A 15,546-nucleotide genomic window follows, 5' to 3' on the forward strand; every position below is an offset into this window, starting at 1 on the left:
TCTTTACATTGGAGCATCATGGTCTACACCGAGCGCAACGTCTGGTCGAGCCTCATTGTGAGCATCTTCGGCGTCTCCGCATACATCGTCTTCATACTCCAGCGCGCGGCCGGCGGCCCACTTGCCGAGGTCGAATGGGTCGCTCCCATGCTTTGGACGATCGGGCTGAGCATCGCCCTCGCGATCCTCGTAAGTATTCTCTGGGGCATCTTCGCGGGGCTCCGTGACCCGAGCGAAGGATCCACCACCGACGTGCGCGACCGCGACATCGCGCAGATGGGCAACCGGGTCGGCAGCGCATTTCTCGTGATTGCGGGTATCGGCGTCATCGTGCTGTGTGCGGTGAACGCGGCTTCATTCTGGATCGCGCACACCATGTTCATCGGGTTCGCGCTCTCGGCGATAGTCGGCGGTTTCGCCCAGGTCATTGCCTATCGCAGGGGGCTCATCTAATGGTCAGGCCGACCCGCGTAACGAACACCATGCGCGATCGCCGTGAGGAAGCAGGTCTCACGCAGGCAGAGCTTGCTCGACGTGTAGGCGTCACGCGCCAGACGCTCATTGCCATCGAGCAGGGCAAGTATTCTCCGTCGCTCGAACTCGCGTTTCAGATTGCGCGGGAGTTCGGCGTCTCTCTCGATTCCGTATTCCAGTACCCCGAGGAGTCAGCATGAATGCCAGCGAATTGCCGGTTGCTGCGCCTACATATTTCGCCGAGTCCACGATGCAGGCATGGGTGCAGCATCGCTACGGCGGTGCCGAAGAGGTCGCATTAAAAACAATTGCGGTTCCGAAGCCGAAATCCGATGAAGTGATTGTTCGCGCTCGAGCAACGGGTCTGAACGCGGCGGACGCGCGGCTGATGCGCGGCACCCCGGCACTCCTTCGACTCGGGTTTGGAATCACTCGGCCGAAGCAGCCTGTTCGCGGCATCGACATCGCCGGAACGATTGTGGCCCTCGGGAGCAAGGCGTCGGAGAGCTCTTCGGGCTTCAACGTTGGAGACGAGGTAGTTGCCGAGACTCCTGGCGGGGGACTCGCGCTCTTTGTTGCTGTGCCGGTGAGGCGACTTGTACATCGGCCCGAGGCAGTTTCAGTGGATCATGCCGCCGCACTTCCGATCGCCGGCGGTACCGCAGTGCAGGCGCTCGAGCTCGCGCGGGTTGGCTCTGGAAGTCGTGTACTCGTCATTGGCGCCTCGGGAGGCGTTGGCACGTACGCCGTTCAACTCGCGCGGATTGTGGGTGCCGAGGTCTCGGCCCTGTGTGGTGAACGCTCGAGGGTCCTGGTTGAGGAACTCGGTGCGATCCGCACGCATGACTACCGGCAGACCAGCCTCGCCGAGCTGCCGCAATCGAGTTTCGACGCGATTATCGACATCGCTGGCACTGCCCCGCTCCCAGAACTCCGTGGCCTCCTTGCGCCGGGTGGCACCCTCGTCATGGTCGCTGGTGAGGGTGGATCGGTCCTCGGCCCAATCCCACGAATCCTACGCGCGGTGACCATGCGCAAACCGGAGGGTCGCAGGATCCGCCCGCTTGCAGCGGTCGCGAAGCCTGAAATTCTTGAGCGGTTACTCGCGTTCGCCGCCGAGGGCCAACTTCGGCCCGTGATCGAACACACCTACTCGTTCACCGAGGGTCGAGACGCGCTCACCCGAATCGACTCTGGCCGAACCGTCGGTAAGCTCGTCGTTCGTGGGCTGCCGTTGTGAGTGCGGCGCGGAGCGCATGGGGGTAGGTGGGTGCCCCAGAGCTGTGTCCGGAGCACCCCTCCGCGCCGCACGGTCTTGGCTGCTATGCCGCTTGATTAACCGGTTCCGCTAAGCGGATTAGCTACGCAGTTCGGCGACGTAGCAGCAGGAGCGCCCCAGCAGTGATGAGCGCGAGGGCCGCAAGACCGAACAGCATGCCGCTCGATCCACCGGTCTCGGCGAGCGACCCTTCGTTCATCGATGCCGACTGCGATCCATCGGTACTCAATGCCGCTGGCACCATGGCCGCACCGGCCATTGGTCCGGGATTTGCGGCCGGTGGTGCGTCGGTTCCGGGGTCGGTGCCGCCTGGGTTCGTGCCTGGATCGGTACCGTCACCGGGGTTGTTGTTTCCGGGGTCGGTGCCGCCAGGGTTTGTTCCTGGATCAGTTCCGTCGCCCGGAGTCGTTCCTGGGTCAGTTCCTCCGATCAGACCCGGGAGGTTTACGCCGATCGATATTGGCAGCGAAAGCGCTGCGTCTACCGGCAGGATCCCGAGGGGATCAGTCGAAGCCAACACATCGACCAGCGCATCGACGTTGGTCGACCCGAGCGGATCGATTGATCCGTCGAGGTCAATCACGGCTGCGAGATCGGTGCCGCTGCCGTCGGTGCCGAGCAGGCCGGTATCGAGCAGATCCGTTCCGAGCAGGTCACCTCCGAGCAGCCCGGTCGACACGTCAGCGATGACCGTGGCGTCGGCATCGACTAGAGCGCCGTCAGAGCTTCCTCCGAGAAGTGCACCGAGATCGGCTCCCAGATCCACGTCCGCGTCGACGACAACATCAGTGCCCTGATCGGCTGGTGCCGCCGGTGATTCCGTGGGTGCCTCGCCAAGGAGCCCGCCGTCTCCGAGCGCGACATCGAGATTGACGTCGACATCAGCAGTTACTGGTGCTGGTGCTGGTGCTGGTGCTGGTGCGGGAGCAGGAGCCGGAGCAGGTGCTGGCGCGGGGGCGGGTACCGGTGCTGGCGCGGGGGCGGGCGTGCTCGATCCACCGAGAATATTGACCGTGGTGTCACCGAGGCTCACCGACGCATCGAGCGGAAGCTCGACCGGGACCTCGAGGATTGTGCCCGAGAGGCCCGAGAGCAGCCCGCTCTCAGCCTCGACCTCTACCGCGTTTGCGGCAGTTGAGCCGAAGAACGTGACGCCCCCGGCTATTGCAACGCCCCAGAGGGCGCGCTTGACGAACGTATGCATGATTGTTTCTCCTAAAAGAGTGCCTTGAAAATGTGGTGCGCCGAGGCGCTACGTCGCCGCGAACGAAGCGCGGCTCAAGGCAGGTCAGTCAGGAGAAATATCGGTATCGAATACGGGTGGAGTGGGCAGGCTGGTGCCCTGCGCGCTCACGGTGGCGCCGTGTGGATCAAGTATCTGAGCCGTGTCGCCAGTCAGGCAGGCGAGAGCGCCGCCAGCGCCTGCGCCCGAACCTGCGGAGGATGAACTCGACCCAGGAGATCCTGGCGGTGAAGCTGGAGGAGTGCCGGGTGCGTTGTCGGAAGACAGGGGAGTGCTGCCGGGCAAAAGTGCTGAGGCTGCGCTCGATCCTTCTGTGTAAACGTCGGCTGCGTACCACTCGTCGTCGCCGGTGAGCGCTGAGCGTGGCGAGCTTGAATTCGTGGCCTCAGGCGCTGCCAAAGCCTTCGTAGCTGAGTCTGCGGGGTTGAGCGGCTCAAGAAGATCCACCACTCCCGGAACTGGCACGAGCGGCACCTCGCCGTCGGAATCGACGTCAGGTAGCGAGACCCCGGGGATCGAGACCTCGGGAAGTCCGTCGAGCAAATCGACGACCGGGTTGGTCACCATGTCCACAGGGGTGCTCGTGAGATCCTCGAGGACCGGGGTCACCGTGTCGTTCACGGCTCCCGTGACGCCGGTGACTGTGTCAGTGACCCCATTGACGGTGCCGGTAACGGTCGATCCGACTGCGGGCCCCACGACGGGAACGTAGCTTACCGCATCAGCGACCGGGGTGACCGTCTGTGTGACTGTCTGCGTAACAGCGCCGACGGTGTCATTCACCGTCGGGAGCACCTGATCCACCGGAACGGCGGCAGTTACCGGCGCAACCACCGTGCTCACGGTCTTGTCGACGGCGTCGGTGGTGTCGGAGATGACTTCGGTGAGGTCACCGAGCAGGCCAGCGGGGCGCTCCGCAGCGTTCGCATGAGACGCGCCGAAGAACAGGCTGAGCGTGAACCAGAGCGCCGAAACTCCAACGGCAGCAAGCACGACAAAGAGGGCTCGACGCGCAAAGCTTATGTTGCTCACGTCGCAACTCACCTCCCCGCAGTCGTTCGCAAGAGCGACAGGTGCAATTGACCGGGAGTCTACGCGCGAAACAGTGAGATGTCTATCAATTAAGCAAGAGGGTGCGGCACCATGCCGCTGCCCTCGCCGCTGTCGGTGTCGAACAGCTCGTCCTCTTCGGGGCGTGGATCGCGACCGTTCGCAATCGCAAAGCCGAGCGCGATGAACGCGAGCGTGAACGAAACAATGCCGAGTGGATTGCACAGTGCGATCGACATCTCGGTTGAGAAGGCAGACCCCGCCGCGAGGCTCACAATCGATATGAGTTCGTCGCCGACCCGATCTGGAACCGTGAAGCCAAACCCAATCGCGCAGACCCACGAGAGGATGAGCGCAACCCACACCGCGCGGCCTGTGCGACGGCCGCGGCGCTGCGTGATGGCCATGCGGTGTCCGATCCACCACGAAAGCACTGCGTACGTGAGGCCAATCGCAGGAACGTACCACCAAGTGAGGTCGCCACCGATACCGAAAAGCCATCGACCGAGTGACATCCAAGTTGCCAGAACGACTCCGACGAGGGTCACTACGAGGCTTTTCACGGCTGTGCTCCTAACAACGCGATTCTGTTGCCATTCGACGCAACTGTACCAAGGCCCTGCGGGGAGAATGCGGTGAAGAAGCGGGCTCAATGCGAGGGTGTGGATCGGGGCTCCCGAAGTGATTGAAATATGACGCACCTCGATTCGCATTTGATGCTGTGTGGTGGTACGCTCTAACGGTTGTCACGGCAGTGTGACCGCGCCCCGATAGCTCAGTGGTAGAGCACTTCCATGGTAAGGAAGGGGTCGCCAGTTCAATCCTGGCTCGGGGCTCTGACTCTCTGGCTCACCTAGTGTGGGCCAGTTTGGCTGAGTAGCTCAGCTGGTTAGAGCGCACGACTCATAATCGTGAGGTCGCGGGATCGAGCCCCGCCTCAGCTACAGAGAGTCAGCAGAAAAACCCCCCGATCAGGCGGGGTTTTTTTGTTCCTTGAGGCGCGTCAGTCCCGTGCGTCGCCCATTCGCACGCCCGGGATCAAGCTGAGCCCAAGCACCGCTAAGGCGACAAGAAAGACTGCCGGGAACCCAGAGCCGGCTATTTGGAAAGAGAGGGCCGCGAGACCGGCCACCGCGACGGCGACCGCGGATCCGGTGGAATCGGCGACTGAGAGCGCTGAGGAGTTGAAGCCCTCGTTTGTCGGGGTCGAGTAGGCGAGGGTCAGTACCGTCAGTCGTGGGTAGACCAGTCCCATGCCACCCCCAGCGATGCCCCACCCAATCACCACAAGCCAGGGCCAATAATTCGAGACGGCCACAAAGAGCAGTGCGAGGATTCCCGCGAGGAGGAGCGAGGCGCTGATCGCGACGATCACGGTACTGCCGAGTTGGTCACCGTATTTACCCTGGGCGAAGGAGGCCAGCGACCAGGAAAGTGCGGCCGTAGTGAGCGCGAGCCCCGCGATCACCGGACTGAATGCGAAGTTCTCCATGAGTAGCTTGGGCACGAATGCTTCGGCGGCGAGAAAGGCTCCAGCGACGAGACCGCGCATGAGGATCACGCTCGGCAGGCCGGCGCGTGCGCTGAGTGTTCCCGAGGGGAGGAGGGGCCTAATTGCAATGCCGATGATCGCAATGCAGACCAGGGCGATTGGCCAGCCGACAGCGCGCGGCGCTTCCGCCGCAAAGCCAGTTCCGACGGCGGCCCCTGCCACGACAGTTGCGAGTAGGAGTCGAAGTGCGACCGTGCGGCTACGGTGAGCACCGGGCGCATTCGGATCGCCCTCCACGTCAGAGGTCCGCAGAGAGATCCCCCGTAGTTGCATGACAACGAGGAGGGCCGCGAGCGCAGTGAGAATTGCTACGCCGAGGAACACCCATCTCCAGTGTAGGAACTGCGCCACCGCCCCAGCGAGTGCGGGGCCAACCATCGAGGGCACCACCCAAGCGGCCGCGAACGCGGCGAAGATCTTTCCGTGTAGCGCACGGGGATATACCCGCGCGATAACGACGTAGAGCGACACAATCTGCCCGCCCACTCCGAGCCCCTGAATCAGGCGGCCAACGATGAACGTGTACATGTCGGACGCTGCGCCCGAGACTACGAGGCCAATCATGAAGAGAAGTACTGCAGCGTAAAGCGGGCCTCTCGGACCGGTGCGGTCGCTCCACACCCCTGCAGCAACCATTCCAATTACCCCGGTCGCAAGCGTGCCGGAGAAGGCGACCGCGAAGAGGGCGTCCCCGTCGAGATCCATACTGACGATGGGCATCACTGTGGTCACTGCCATCGCCTCAATGGCGGCGAGGAAGATGAGAGCCACGGAGCCGACCGTGATACCGAGCCGAGCGCGATCCCAGATCGTTGCCGCGGGAGTGACGCCTATTTGGATGGGCAATGTTCCACCTTGAAACTTGATCTCGACCAGCTCGCTCGCGACGGCCACCTGTGGGAGGGGGAATCGCCGAGTGTGTCTCCTGGCAAAACTATGATCAGCATACTCTCTGCGGGTACTTCTTCGGCACAAGCCGTCAGCTCAAGTGCACGTGCCTCATCAGGGCGAATGTGGCCCCGCCTCAGCTGCAGAGAGCTACGAAAAGGCCCCCGGTGTTGCCGGGGATTCTCCGTTCATAGGCGGTGACTGGCGTTTTGCGATTCTGGACGCTAGTATCTTCCATACTGAACATTGTTGTTCAGTGATGTGAATGAAGACGTTCAGTTAAATTAAAGGCTTGTGAGCAGTGGCGCAATATTTTAGTACCGGGATTCCCACTCAGGTGGACGATGTTCCCGAGCACCTTGGGGCCCGCGTTTCAGAGCTCCGCAAGGCTCGTGGACTCAGCCTCCGCGCTCTCGCGAACGCCGCTGGCGTCAGCTCCAGCTTTCTAAGCCAACTCGAGAACGGCCACACGAATGCGAGCGTCTCCTCGCTCCGCAAGGTCGCCGCAGCGCTGCATCTTTCACCCGCGCAATTGCTCGATTCGAGCGAAGCACACACCGCTGGCGTGCTCCGCGCACATGAGCGCCCGACACTTCCGCTCGAGGGCGGCGAAAAGTTCGTGCTCTCCCTCCCTCCGCTTCGCAACCTTGAGGTCTACGCAGGTGTGTTCGCACCCGGTGCGAGCACTGGCCAGAGCCACTACGTGCACGGCAACTCACAAGAGATTTTCGTCGTCACCCAGGGCAGCATCGTGCTCGAACTCGGCGACGAGACCTACACGCTTCACAAGGGTGACTCGATTGAGCACCTGAGCAGCGTGCCGCACCGCGCGTACAACCCGTTTGACGAAACCGCTGAGGTGATGTGGATCAACAGCCCACCCACCCCAGAAGAAACCACCGACTTATAGCCCCTAGTCAACTCATTGAGTTCGACGATTCAGATTCAAAGGAGATCAGATATGAAGAAGTCCACATTGCGACGTGGCCTTGGCGCCCTCGCCATGCTCGGAGCAGGAAGTTTGCTCATTGGCTGCAGTGCCGCGGCCGCTCCGGTAGAGGTTGACCTCGGATCGGGACCAGCTGTTGCTGGCGAGGTCAAGGCTGGCGCGCTCGACGGCGTCACCCTTACGTTCAGTTCGTGGGGCGGCATCTACCAGGATGCACAGATCGAGTCCCTGCAGCCATTTGTTGAGGACTCGGGCGCGAAGCTTCTGAGCGACGGCCCAACCGAGTACTCGAAGATCAAGGCGCAGGTCGAGAGCGGCAACGTGACCTGGGATGTTGTCGACACGGACATCATCTGGGCCGACAAGATGTGTGGGGAAGATGGTCTACTCATGGACATCGACCTCGATATCGTCGACGTTTCGAACATCCCGAACCAGAGCCTTGTCGGTGACTGCTACGTGCCAGCGATGCAGTACGGCTACACGATCATGTACGACGCTGACGCATACCCAACAGCACCCACCGGCTGGGCTGACTTCTTCGACACCGACAAGTTCCCGGGCAAGCGCGCTATCGCAGGTTTTGAGGACATCGGTCCTGGCATCTACGAGGGTGCACTGCTCGCTGACGGTGTCTCACCAGACAACCTGTACCCGCTCGATATGGATCGCGCGTATGAGCGGATCGACGAGATCCGCGACGACATCATCTTCTGGAAGACCGGTGCAGAGTCGCAGCAGATGGTCGAGTCCGGTGAGGCCGAAATGGTGCTTCTCTGGTCGGGTCGCGGCTTTGGTGCCGTAGAAAACGGCGCGAACTACAAGCCGATCTGGAACCAGGCGCTCGTCGTGGCCGATGCGCTTGCCGTGCCGAAGAACGCCAAGAACCCTGATGCAGCAATGGCACTCATTAACTACGCTCTCGGCGCGCAGTCGCAGGAGATCATGGCGCTTGGCAGCTCGTACTCGCCGGTGCACAAGGATGCGGCACCAGAGTTCTCCGAGCTTGGGCTCGAGTACGTCATCACCGACCCTGAGATTGCTTCTCAGATGGTGGCAACCGACCAGGGCTGGTGGGCTGAGAACTATGACGCCGAGCTCGAGCGCTGGATGACCTGGCTGCAGGGATAGTCCTCTATGACCACCACGAATCTCCCGATTGGGCGCGCAGACCGCAAGGGTTCGCGCGCCCAATCGCGGGCGTTGCTTCTGCTTCTGCCCGCCTACGCGCTCCTTATCGGAGTGTTCGCGTTCCCGGTGCTCGAAAGTGTCTGGCGAAGCTTCACCGACCCTGAGCTTGGGCTCGCGAACTACGAGTGGGTGTTCTCCAACGAGAACAACCTCACCGTGATCGGTCGCACGTTCGGCAATGCGCTGCTTGCGATGGTGATCTGCCTGCTGCTCGCGTATCCGTATGCCTACCTCATGACGATTGTTGGCAAGCGCGCGCGAATGGTACTCGTGGTGATCGCTCTGATCCCGTTCTGGACCTCACTCATGATCCGCACATTTGCGTGGATCGTGCTGCTCCAAGACAGCGGTGTCATTAACTCGCTCCTCCAGTTGATCGGGCTTGAGCCGTTGCAACTGATCCGCACCAACACCGGTGTGCTCATTGGCCTGAGCCAGGTACTCATGCCTTTCATGGTGCTCCCGCTCTACGCGGTCATGAGCGGGATCGACCACCGCTTGGTCACCGCCGCACGCTCGCTTGGTGCCCGCCCTTCGGTCGCCTTCTTCAAAGTCTTCCTTCCGCTTTCACTCCCGGGTGTCGCCGCGGGCGGACTTCTCGTCTTCATTCAGGCGCTCGGCTTCTATGTCACACCGGCGCTGCTCGGCTCGCCGTCTGACAGCATGCTTGCGCAGGCAATCTATGCGCAGGTGAGCGGCCTGCTTCAGTGGGGTCGCGGCGGTGCGCTTGGCGTGATCTTGCTCGTGTGTACCCTGCTCGTGCTCGGGCTCATTGGCCTCGTCTCAAAGTTCGCGAGTCGTCGCGGGCTGGGAATCAAGGTGTTCTGATGCTGAAAACTCATCCGTCAACGAAGATCGTGCTGTGGGCGATCGCCGCGATCGTCTCGGTGTGGCTCGTCGCCCCGACTCTGATCGTGATCCCACTGAGCTTCACCGACAAGGCCTCCCTGGTGTTCCCGCCGACCGGCTGGTCACTGCGCTGGTACGAGTCATTCTTCATGAACCCGCAGTGGACGACTGCGCTCGGAAATTCGCTTCTCATTGGTCTGCTCGTTGCGATCCTCGCCACCGTGCTTGGGCTTCTCGCAGCGATGGGACTTCGGAACCTTGTAAACAAGAAGCTCGCCGGTGCGCTCACCTTCGGCCTCCTTGCCCCGATGGTGGTTCCCGGTATCGTGCTCGCGATCGGTGTCTACTCCGTGTTTCTGCAGGCCGGGCTACTCGGAACACTTCTCGGATTCGTCTTTGCGCACACGGTGCTTGCGCTTCCGTTCACTGTGGTGGCGATCACCGCCGGTTTCGCGAACTTCGACGAGCGGCTCGAGCTCGCCGCACAGAGTCTCGGGGCAACACCAATCGTGACGTTCTTCAAGGTCACGCTTCCGAACATCGTGCCCGGAATGGTCTCGGGTGCCCTGTTCGCGTTCGTGACCTCGTTCGATGAAGTTATGGTGTCTCTCTTCATTAAGAGCCCGTATCTCGAGACGCTCCCAGTGCTCATGTACGCGAGTGTGACCCGCGACACTGATCCAACGCTCGCTGCGGCAGCGACCGTTATTCTCATTCTCACCACGGCCATCGTTATCGGTGCGCTCGTGTTCACCGGAAGGAAGAAGCGTGGCTGATTCGACGCGCGGTGCAGGAATTCGTCTCGATGGCGTCTCCAAGCACTATCCAAAATCCATCGCCCTCGACAACGTCAGTCTCGACGTCAAAGCTGGCGAGTTCATGACGTTTCTTGGGCCATCGGGTTCAGGTAAGACGACGACGCTCAACCTCATTGCCGGGTTCACCGAGCTCACCACGGGCAGCGTAACCATCGATGGCAAGCTCATGGACAACGTGCCGGTGCACAAGCGTGAGCTCGGCATCGTGTTCCAGCACTACGCGTTGTTCCCGCACCTGACGGTGCTCGACAACGTCACGTTTCCGCTTGGTCGCCGACGGGTTCCGAAGGCAAAGGCGAAGGAGCTCGCACTCGCGGCGCTCGCGACCGCGGGGCTCAAGGGATACGAAGATCGGTTCCCGAAGGAACTCTCTGGCGGCCAGCAGCAGCGCGTCGCACTCGCACGCGCGCTCGTTTTTGAGCCTCGCGTCCTCCTCCTCGACGAACCGCTTGGCGCGCTCGACAAGAAGCTGCGCGAGCAGCTGCAGCTTGAGCTTCGACGAGTTCACCAGGAGGTCGGCCGCACCTTTGTGTTCGTGACGCACGATCAGGAAGAAGCGCTCACGCTCTCCGACCGCATCGCGGTATTCAATGAGGGGCGGATCGAGCAGGTGGGTACCGCCCAAGACCTGTACGAGCGCCCGGCATCGCGCTTCGTAGCCGAGTTCATCGGTGAATCGACAGTCATCGAGAATGCTGACAACTCAACGGTCACCGTAGTGCGGCCGGAACGTGGTGAGTTGTACGCTGATGAAAACCAGGTGCCCGCGGGGCAGCCAGCGATTCGCGTGCACGTGCGCCAGGCGATTTACCTTGGATCCGGTTGGAAGTTCGAGATCGTGCTTCCGGGCGGTGAAGTTGGGGTTGTGCGAAGCAACTCGCAGCTCAACTGGCTCTCAGGTGACAACAGCACTGCGGTGCTCAGCTGGAACCCAGCGCTCGCACCCTCCCTCGCGGCGTAACCACCGCGATCCACACCTCGACTCTCACTCTCTTCAGAAAGAACCAACATGATTAATGGCAACGTGTCTCACTGGTGGCAACAGGTGGGCGTGCCTGCTCCTCGCCCGGAGCTTCCCGGCAATATCACCGCAGATGTCGCCATCGTCGGCGCCGGTTACACCGGCCTGTGGACCGCCTACTACCTCAAGAAGGCGAAGCCGGAACTGCGCGTGGTCATCGTTGAACAGCGGCACGTCGGGTACGGCGCGTCGGGTCGCAACGGTGGGTGGCTTACCAACTCGATCACCGGTGGTCGCGAGCAGTACGTGAAGACCCACGGCCGCGATGCGGCTGAGCGTTTTCAGCGCACCATGAACGAGACGGTCGACGAGGTCATCCGCGTTGCCGAGGCCGAGGGGATCGACGCTGACATTAAGAAGGGCGGCGAGTTCAACGTTGCCTACACTCCCGCGCAGGAGTCTCGGGTGCGAGCATTTGCGGCGGCCGAGCAGGCGTGGAAGTACACCGATCTCGAGCTGCTCGAGAAGGATGTGGCGCAGGCCAAGATCAATGTGACCGACACGCACGCTGCTGTGTGGCACCCGCACGCTGCCCGCGTGCAGCCCGCGAAGCTCGCCCAGGGACTCGCTGAGACGGTCGAGCGACTCGGCGTTGAGATCTATGAGAACACCCGCGTGGTTGAGATTGAGCCGCGCAGACTTCGCACCACCCACGGCACCGTTTCAGCGGACTACGTTGTGCGCGCAACCGAGGGCTTCACCGCAAACCTCAAGGGTCTGCACCGCCTCTGGCTGCCGATGAACTCGTCGCTCATTGCGACCGAGCCACTCGACGCCGCTGTTTGGGACGAGCTGAACTGGAACCAGGGCGAGGTGCTCGGCGACTTCGCACATGTATATATGTATGCGCAGCGCACGGCCGACGATCGCATCGCCATCGGGGGTCGCGGTGTGCCCTACAAGTTTGGTTCGAAGACCGACACCGACGGGCAGACCGCTGAGTCGACCGTCACGACGCTCAGCGAGATTCTGCACCGCTTCTTCCCGGCGACCCGTGGCGCTGCGATCGATCACGTGTGGTCTGGTGTGCTCGGCGTTCCGCGCGACTGGGCGGCAACGGTTGGCCTCGATCCACAAACTGGCATCGCCTGGGGCGGTGGCTACGTCGGCACCGGCGTGACCACGACGAACCTCGCTGGCCGCACGATCACTGACCTGATTCTCGGCAACGACTCTGAGATCACCTCGCTGCCATGGGTGAACCACAAAGTGCGCAAGTGGGAGCCGGAGCCCCTCCGTTGGATTGCAACGCAGGGCCTCTACGCGGCATATGGCATGGCGGATCGCGCAGAGCTGTCAGGCCGCAAGACCACATCGCCGATCGCGCACATCGCCGACGTCATCACTGGCCGCGGCTAGTTCGATCCACACACTTCACACTCGAGGCAAACAAGGAGCACAACAGTGAATGCCATACCTACTTACGCAGACCACGCAACCGATCGCGCCGAGATCGGCACACATGCACCCAAGCCAACGGCGGTGACCGAGGGGCTGACCGAGACCTCGACGACTATTTGGGAGGCGGGCAAGATCACGACCGGCCTGTGGGAGTGCACCGCCGGCACGTTCACGGCAACGCGCGAGGGCTACACCGAGATCTGCACGATTCTTTCGGGCAAGGTCACCCTCGAGGTTGAGGGCCAGGAGCCAGAGGACTTCGGCCCCGGCGACGTTATGGTCATGCCGTCGGGTTGGGTCGGAATCTGGCACAATCACGAGCCGGTTCGCAAGCACTACACCATCATTCTCGACTAGTTCGTGAGCATCGAAGGCGGTGCGGTTGCCATGTTGATTGGCGGCCGCACCGTTTTTCTAACAGTTAGAATCGGGCAATGGTAGAGACCGCTCTCATTACCGGCGCGAGTTCGGGGCTCGGCGCCGAGTACGCGAGGCAGCTCGCGGCTCAAGGAAACGCGCTCGTGCTCGTCGCGCGAGACACCGAGGCGCTGGAGGCGCTCGCGACCGTGTTGCGCGAGTCGCACGGCGTTCATGTCGAGGTGCTCGCGTGCGATTTGCTCGATCCGCAGGGTGTGGATCGGGTCACCGCGAGGCTCAGCGATGCTGCGCAGCCCGTCGACCTGCTCATCAACAATGCTGGCTTCGGTCTTGCACTCGATTTCGAATCGAACGATGTCGAAGATGAGGCGAGGCATGTGCGGATCCACAATGAAGTGCCGATGCGACTCACGCACGCGGCTCTTCAAGGAATGCTCGAGCGAGGGCGTGGACAGATTGTGAACGTCGCCTCGGTCGCCGCGTTCATTCCGCGCAGCACGTATTCAGCGGCGAAGCAGTGGCTCGTGCTGTTTTCACGCTGGGCAAATGCTCGGTACCGGTCGCGCGGAGTGACCGTGACGGCCGTGTGCCCTGGCTTCACGCACACGAACTTTCACGAACGGCTCGGTCTGCCTCCGGGGCAAGAGGGGGTTCCTCGGTGGATGTGGTTGAGCGCCAAGTCAGTCGTCGCTGAGTCGCTTCGCGATGTGGATCGCGGCAAAGCCGTTTCCGTGCCGTCGCTGAGGTACAAGCTCATCGTGCTGCTCACAAAGGTGCTGCCGCAGGGGTTCCTAGCTCGCGTGGGCGAGCGGGGGCGCTAGCCCTGCTCACTCACCATTAACGCCAAATCCGAGTGCGAGTTTGCGCCTAAGCGTTATCGCTTGGCAGCAAACTCGCACTCGGATTTGCCTGGGTTGAGAGTGGATCAGCGCTCCGCTGGCTCAGGCGCCGATTCGGACTCGAGTCTGGTTTCGACGTTGTCAGCAACGTCGGTGTTGTCGAACGCGAGGCCCTTGCGAGGAGCGTTGTAGAGCTCTTCGTCGAGGATTCCCTCGCGCTTCGCCACGATCGTTGGCACGAGTGCCTGGCCGGCAACATTGAGTGCGGTGCGACCCATGTCGACGATCGGATCCACTGCGAGCAACAGGCCAACTCCCTCAAGCGGCAGCCCAAGCGTCGAAAGCGTCAGCGTGAGCATCACAGTGGCACCGGTCGTGCCGGCCGTTGCGGCAGATCCCACCACCGAGACGATCACGATGAGCAGGTACTGCACTAGCGTGAGCTCAATGCCGAAGAACTGCGCGATGAAGATGGCAGCGATCGCGGGGTAGAGCGATGCGCACCCGTCCATCTTCGTCGTTGCGCCGAGTGGCACCGCGAACGAGGCGTAGCCGCGCGGCACGCCAAGGTTGCGCTCGGTCACGCGCTCGGTGAGCGGCAGCGTGCCGATCGATGAGCGGCTCACGAACCCGAGTTGCACCGCGGGCCAGACTCCCGAGAAGTATTGGCGGATCGAAAGACCGTGCGCCTTCACGAGCACCGGATACACAATGAAGAGCACGATGGCGAGGCCGAGGTAGAGCACGCCAACGAAGGCCGTGAGGGTGCCCATCTTGTCCCAGCCGTACGACACGATTGCGTTGCCGATAAGGCCGAGCGTGCCGATTGGGGCGATGCGAATGATCCACCACAAAATCTTCTGAATGATCGCGAGCGCAGACTCAGTGAGCGTGATGAAGGGTTCTGCCTTCTTGCCGATCTTCAACGCGGCGATGCCGACCGCTGCCGAGACGACGATGACCTGCAGTACGTTGAAGTTTGCTGACGCGCTGAGCGCGCCTGTCTCGAGATCGACGCCTCCGCCCACACCTAGGCCGAGGAAGTTCGACGGCACAAGCCCGATAAGGAAGTTCCACCACGAGCCGACTCGTGAGGGGTCCTGCGTCTGCAGCTCGGAACCTGAGGCCGCGTCGCCCGGGCGGAGGATCACGCTGAGCGCGATGCCGATCGACACCGCTATGAGTGCGGTGATGGCGAACCAAAGCAGCGTCTGGCCAGCGAGGCGCGCTGCGTTCGTGACCTTGCGAAGCCCGACGATGCTCGACACAATCGCGGTGAAGATGAGAGGAACGACGGCGGCCTTTAACAGAGTGACGTAGCTCGAACCAATGACGCTGAGCGTCGCGTGCAGGCCGTTGGGGTTGCCTTCGGCATCTGCGCCGATGTTGCGGGCGATCGAGCCGAGTACGAGGCCGAGCACGAGACCGGCGATGATCTGCCAGCCGAACGAGGTCATCCACTTGGGGAGACGAGGTTTGCTGCTGGGCGCTTCTGGTGCCTTGGCCTGTGATGTCGCTTGCGACATGAGGTTCCTTTCAGAGGGGTGGGTCGAGACTACCGCCTGCGCGGCACGAGGATTTACTCTACCAATACATTCACTTTGCTTATGTCAT

General features: G+C 62.0%; 16 protein-coding genes and 2 tRNA genes. 13 read left to right on the forward strand and 5 right to left on the reverse strand.

Going from position 1 to position 15,546, the window contains the following annotated elements:
- Nucleotides 1-18: 18 nt before the first annotated feature.
- Genes H9L06_RS08335 through H9L06_RS08345 form a run of 3 tightly spaced genes read left to right on the forward strand, consistent with a single transcriptional unit; the run spans nucleotide 19 to nucleotide 1,714 of the window.
- Nucleotides 19-453: a hypothetical protein gene (locus H9L06_RS08335; RefSeq protein ID WP_187554756.1), complete on the forward strand. Its 435-nt coding sequence runs from the start codon at nucleotides 19-21 to the stop codon at nucleotides 451-453.
- A complete protein-coding gene (locus tag H9L06_RS08340; RefSeq protein WP_187554757.1) occupies nucleotides 453-674 on the forward strand; it encodes a helix-turn-helix transcriptional regulator in 222 nt (73 codons plus the stop codon). The genes H9L06_RS08335 and H9L06_RS08340 overlap by 1 nt, the downstream gene beginning before the upstream one ends.
- Nucleotides 671-1,714, forward strand: a complete 1,044-nt coding sequence (locus H9L06_RS08345) for an NAD(P)-dependent alcohol dehydrogenase (RefSeq protein WP_187554758.1) — start codon at nucleotides 671-673, stop codon at nucleotides 1,712-1,714. Before H9L06_RS08340 ends, H9L06_RS08345 begins: the two co-directional genes overlap by 4 nt.
- A gap of 121 nt (nucleotides 1,715-1,835) precedes the next feature.
- On the opposite strand, the gene H9L06_RS08350 is transcribed toward H9L06_RS08345, so the two are convergent.
- From H9L06_RS08350 to H9L06_RS08360, 3 genes are all read right to left on the reverse strand, one after another.
- Nucleotides 1,836-2,957, reverse strand: a complete 1,122-nt coding sequence (locus tag H9L06_RS08350; protein WP_187554759.1) for an LPXTG cell wall anchor domain-containing protein — start codon at nucleotides 2,955-2,957, stop codon at nucleotides 1,836-1,838.
- 84 nt (nucleotides 2,958-3,041) lie between these two features.
- A complete protein-coding gene (locus H9L06_RS08355; RefSeq protein ID WP_187554760.1) occupies nucleotides 3,042-4,028 on the reverse strand; it encodes a hypothetical protein in 987 nt (328 codons plus the stop codon).
- 89 nt (nucleotides 4,029-4,117) lie between these two features.
- Entirely contained in the window at nucleotides 4,118-4,609 is a 492-nt protein-coding gene (locus H9L06_RS08360; protein ID WP_246454327.1) for a hypothetical protein, read from the reverse strand.
- A 201-nt stretch (nucleotides 4,610-4,810) separates the two neighbouring features.
- Between H9L06_RS08360 and H9L06_RS08365 the strand changes: the two genes are divergently transcribed.
- Both H9L06_RS08365 and H9L06_RS08370 read left to right on the forward strand, forming a co-directional pair.
- Nucleotides 4,811-4,882: transfer RNA gene (locus tag H9L06_RS08365), tRNA-Thr, on the forward strand.
- Nucleotides 4,883-4,916: 34 nt separating this feature from the next.
- Nucleotides 4,917-4,990 (forward strand) — tRNA-Met (locus tag H9L06_RS08370).
- Nucleotides 4,991-5,049: 59 nt separating this feature from the next.
- On the opposite strand, the gene H9L06_RS08375 is transcribed toward H9L06_RS08370, so the two are convergent.
- Nucleotides 5,050-6,444, reverse strand: coding sequence for an MFS transporter (locus tag H9L06_RS08375; protein WP_246454329.1), 1,395 nt, complete (start codon nucleotides 6,442-6,444; stop codon nucleotides 5,050-5,052).
- Nucleotides 6,445-6,787: 343 nt separating this feature from the next.
- On the opposite strand from H9L06_RS08375, the gene H9L06_RS08380 reads away from it, so the two are divergent.
- The 8 genes from H9L06_RS08380 (at nucleotide 6,788) to H9L06_RS08415 (ending at nucleotide 13,914) form a co-directional block, all read left to right on the forward strand.
- Nucleotides 6,788-7,396, forward strand: coding sequence for a cupin domain-containing protein (locus tag H9L06_RS08380; RefSeq protein WP_246454330.1), 609 nt, complete (start codon nucleotides 6,788-6,790; stop codon nucleotides 7,394-7,396).
- A gap of 51 nt (nucleotides 7,397-7,447) precedes the next feature.
- Nucleotides 7,448-8,566: an ABC transporter substrate-binding protein gene (locus H9L06_RS08385; protein WP_187554761.1), complete on the forward strand. Its 1,119-nt coding sequence runs from the start codon at nucleotides 7,448-7,450 to the stop codon at nucleotides 8,564-8,566.
- A gap of 6 nt (nucleotides 8,567-8,572) precedes the next feature.
- A complete protein-coding gene (locus H9L06_RS08390) occupies nucleotides 8,573-9,454 on the forward strand; it encodes an ABC transporter permease (protein WP_187554762.1) in 882 nt (293 codons plus the stop codon).
- Nucleotides 9,454-10,251, forward strand: a complete 798-nt coding sequence (locus tag H9L06_RS08395; RefSeq protein ID WP_187554763.1) for an ABC transporter permease — start codon at nucleotides 9,454-9,456, stop codon at nucleotides 10,249-10,251. Before H9L06_RS08390 ends, H9L06_RS08395 begins: the two co-directional genes overlap by 1 nt.
- Nucleotides 10,244-11,254, forward strand: coding sequence for an ABC transporter ATP-binding protein (locus H9L06_RS08400; RefSeq protein ID WP_187554764.1), 1,011 nt, complete (start codon nucleotides 10,244-10,246; stop codon nucleotides 11,252-11,254). The genes H9L06_RS08395 and H9L06_RS08400 overlap by 8 nt, the downstream gene beginning before the upstream one ends.
- A 48-nt stretch (nucleotides 11,255-11,302) precedes the next feature.
- On the forward strand, nucleotides 11,303-12,673 hold the full coding sequence (locus H9L06_RS08405) for an NAD(P)/FAD-dependent oxidoreductase (protein WP_187554765.1): 1,371 nt from the start codon (nucleotides 11,303-11,305) through the stop codon (nucleotides 12,671-12,673).
- A 45-nt stretch (nucleotides 12,674-12,718) separates the two neighbouring features.
- Complete coding sequence (locus H9L06_RS08410; protein ID WP_187554766.1) at nucleotides 12,719-13,072, forward strand: cupin domain-containing protein; 354 nt, start codon at nucleotides 12,719-12,721, stop codon at nucleotides 13,070-13,072.
- A 77-nt stretch (nucleotides 13,073-13,149) separates the two neighbouring features.
- A complete protein-coding gene (locus H9L06_RS08415; protein WP_187554767.1) occupies nucleotides 13,150-13,914 on the forward strand; it encodes an SDR family NAD(P)-dependent oxidoreductase in 765 nt (254 codons plus the stop codon).
- A gap of 104 nt (nucleotides 13,915-14,018) precedes the next feature.
- On the opposite strand, the gene H9L06_RS08420 is transcribed toward H9L06_RS08415, so the two are convergent.
- On the reverse strand, nucleotides 14,019-15,458 hold the full coding sequence (locus H9L06_RS08420; protein WP_187554768.1) for a dicarboxylate/amino acid:cation symporter: 1,440 nt from the start codon (nucleotides 15,456-15,458) through the stop codon (nucleotides 14,019-14,021).
- Between the last annotated feature and the right edge of the window lie 88 nt (nucleotides 15,459-15,546).

It is taken from the genome of Leucobacter denitrificans (genome assembly GCF_014396385.1).
GTDB lineage: Bacteria > Actinomycetota > Actinomycetes > Actinomycetales > Microbacteriaceae > Leucobacter > Leucobacter denitrificans.